The 3094-nt window shown below is 75.1% G+C and carries 3 protein-coding genes; 1 reads left to right on the top strand and 2 read right to left on the bottom strand.

The genetic code is table 11. The annotated features are described in order from the left end of the window. Positions 1-369: ABC transporter transmembrane domain-containing protein (locus EAD96_RS00435; protein WP_255498952.1), on the bottom strand; the 369-nt coding region annotated here is incomplete at its 3' end. After that, the gene (locus EAD96_RS00430) at positions 366-2087 is read right to left on the bottom strand and encodes an ABC transporter ATP-binding protein (RefSeq protein WP_121682874.1); all 1722 of its coding nucleotides are present in this window, start codon (positions 2085-2087) and stop codon (positions 366-368) included. The genes EAD96_RS00430 and EAD96_RS00435, both read right to left, overlap by 4 nt. A 167-nt stretch (positions 2088-2254) precedes the next feature. Here EAD96_RS00430 and EAD96_RS00425 point away from each other — a divergent pair. Continuing rightward, positions 2255-3094: acyl-CoA dehydrogenase family protein (locus tag EAD96_RS00425; protein WP_199733029.1), on the top strand; the 840-nt coding region annotated here is incomplete at its 3' end.

The raw sequence follows: 3094 nt of genomic DNA, 5'->3' as shown, positions 1-3094 counted from the left end.
CGCCGACGGCAGGTGCAGCGCCCGGTCGAGGACGCGCTCGCGCAGCCGGGCCAGCACCGTCTCGCCGAGCCGGGACGCGAGCGCGGCGCCGAGCGCGGTGAGCAGGCCGGTGAGCACGGCGGCGGCGGCGATCACCGCCACCCGGCCGGCGATCCGGGAGACCGGGGCGTCGGCGATGACGTCGTCGACCAGGCGGCCGAGCACCCAGGGCGCGACCAGGCCGCCCGTGGCGGCGGCGACGAGCACCGTCGCGGCGGCGGCGCTGAGGCCGGGCCGGTCGCGGAACTGGGCGCCGAGCGTGGTCCAGGTCTGCCGGGCGGATGCGACCGGCAGCAACGTCCGGGTGGGGGTACGCGGGTCAGCGGTCACCGCAGTGTCTCCTCGCGGTAGCGGGCGTCGGAGGCCAGCAGGCGTTCGTGCGGTCCCTCGGCGGCCACCCGGCCGTCGGCGATCACCACCACCCGGTCGGTGATCCGCAGCAGGGCCGGGCTGCTGGTGATCAGGAGCGTGCCCCGGGGCGCCACCCGGCGCGCTTCGGCGAGTCCGTCGGCGAGCTGCGCCTCGGTGGCCGCGTCGACGGCGGTGGTGGGATCGTGCAGCACCAGCACGGGCGGGTCGGCATGCAGCGCCCGCGCCAGCCCGAGCCGCTGGCGCTGTCCACCGGAGAGGTTCGCGCCCCGCTCGACGAGGCGGTGGTCGAGGCCGTCGGGGTGCGCGTCCACCACGTCCTCGGCGGCGGCGGCCCGGACGGCGGCGTGCAGCCGCGCCTGGTCGGCAGGGTCGCCGGCGGCGAGGTTGGCCGCGACAGTGCCCTCGAACAGCGTCACGTCGTGCGGCTCGACCAGCACGGTGCGGCGCAGCGCGTCGACGTGCAGCTCGTCGGCGGGTACGCCGTCGACACGCACGGCGCCCCGGCGCGCGTCCGGCGGCACCCGCCCGGACAGCAGCGCCACCAGCGCCTCGGCGTCGGCCGGGTCGTACGCGAGCACACCGACCACCTCACCGGGGCCGACGCGCAGGTTCACCCCGTCCAGTCCGGCGTGCCCGACGTCGTCGAGGGTCAGCCGCGGCCCGTCCGGGTGTACCGGGGCCGGTGCGTCGCCGGGCCGGGTCAGCGGCTCGGCACCGAGCACGCGCGCCACCCGGACGGCGGAGGCGCGGGCCATCGCGAACAGCTGCACGCACCAGCCCATGGTCTGCACCGGCTCGGCGACGAACTGCGCGAGCCCGACCACCGTGACCAGCTCGCCGATGGTGAGCCGGCCGCGCAGGGCGAGCCAGCCGGCCACCCCGGCGACCGCCGCGAGGAACAGGCCGTTGGCGGCGGTGGTGAGCCCGAGGTGCAGTCCCTTGGTGTTGGCGGCGCGCAGCGTGACCGCGAGGGCGTTGCGGCTGGCGGCGGCGTACCGGCCGGCGGCGTGGTGCTGGGCGCCGATGCCGCGCAGCACGCGCAGGCCGGAGACGAGGTCCACGGCGAGCGCCGTGGTCTCCGCGAGGGCCTCCTGCTGGGAGGTGCTGCGCCGGGACAGCAGCGGCGCCATCCGTTGCAGCACCAGGACCAGGACCGGTACGCCGACGAGCACGCCGAGTCCGAGGGGGACGTCGATGACCAGCAACGCGGTGGCCGCGACGGTGAGCGCGGTCACCGCGGCGACGCCGAACCCGGCCACCCGCACCACGAGCGCGGAGAGTTCGGCGTCGGAGGCGGCGACGGAGAGCAGTTCGCCGTCGCGCAGGCCGGAGCGGTGCCCGCGCGGGTCGAGCGCGCGCTCGGCGATCTCCACCCGCAGCAGGTGCGCCTCCCGCTCCACCGCGGCGTACGCCTGGCGGGCGCCGTTGCGGTAGGCGAACGCGAGCACGGCGAACAGGGCCGCGAGGCCGGCGACCGAGTACGCCAGCGCCCACGGGTCGCCGGTGACCACGGCGCGGTCGATGATCAGGCCGATCGCCACCGGCACGAGCGCCTCGGCGACCTGGTGCAGGCCGAGCAGCGTCACGCCGATCAGCACCGGCCGTCGCTGGCGGCGCAATGCCTGACGCAGCACGTACCGGGCCGTGACGGCGCCGCCGGCGGGGAGCGGGGACACGAGGGGATGCCTCCAGTGATCGAAGTGAGGACAGCCTAACCTCAGCCTCGGTGGCCGAGTCGGGTGGCACGGCTCACCACGGTCTCCGCCAGCAGGGCACGGTGACCGCCGGTAATGTTGATCAGGCCGAGAGTGCACCCATATGTCCGCTGCCCCGAGGAGCGACCATGCTCGATCACGCGTCCCGCCGCATCGACATCGCCCGCCTTCAGGAGACGCTCGACGGACCGTGGGCCGAGGTCCGTCAGGCTCACCGCAAACACCTCGACGAGCGGTTCCTCCCTGTGTACGGGGAGACCGGCGACCAGGCGCGCGAGCGGATCACCCGGCTGCTCGGCGAACTGCCGGTCGAGCTGGGCATCGCCGCGGGCTTCCCGCCCGAGTACGGCGGCCGGTCCGACATCGGCGCCTCGATCGTCGCCACCGAGATGCTCGCGCAGGTCGACCTGTCACTCATGGTGAAGGCCGGCGTGCAGTGGGGCCTGTTCGGCGGCGCGGTCGCCGCCCTCGGCACGAAGCGGCACCACGACGCCTATCTCCGGGACATCGTCGAGGGACGGATCTTCGGCTGCTTCGCGATGACCGAGACCGGCCACGGCTCGGACGTGCAGCAACTGCGCACCACCTGCGAGTACGACCCGCAGACGCAGACCTTCGACCTGCACACGCCGCACGAGGCGGCGCGCAAGGACTACATCGGCAACGCGGCCCGGGACGGGCGGATGGCTGTGGTCTTCGCCCAGCTGATCACCGGCGGGCGCCGCCACGGGGTGCACGCGTGGCTGGTGCCGATCCGCGACGAGCACGGCAACCCGATGCCCGGCGTGACGATCGGCGACGCCGGCCCCAAGGCCGGACTGCTCGGCGTGGACAACGGGCGGCTCAGCTTCGACCACGTACGGGTGCCGCGGGACATGCTCCTGGACCGGTACGCGCAGGTGGCCGAGGACGGGACGTACTCCAGCCCGATCGAGAACGACTCCCGCCGCTTCTTCACCATGCTCGGC

Source organism: Micromonospora sp. BL1 (assembly GCF_003667485.1).
Taxonomy (GTDB): Bacteria; Actinomycetota; Actinomycetes; order Mycobacteriales; family Micromonosporaceae; genus Micromonospora; species Micromonospora tulbaghiae.
This window is presented reverse-complemented; position numbering and strand designations above follow the sequence as displayed.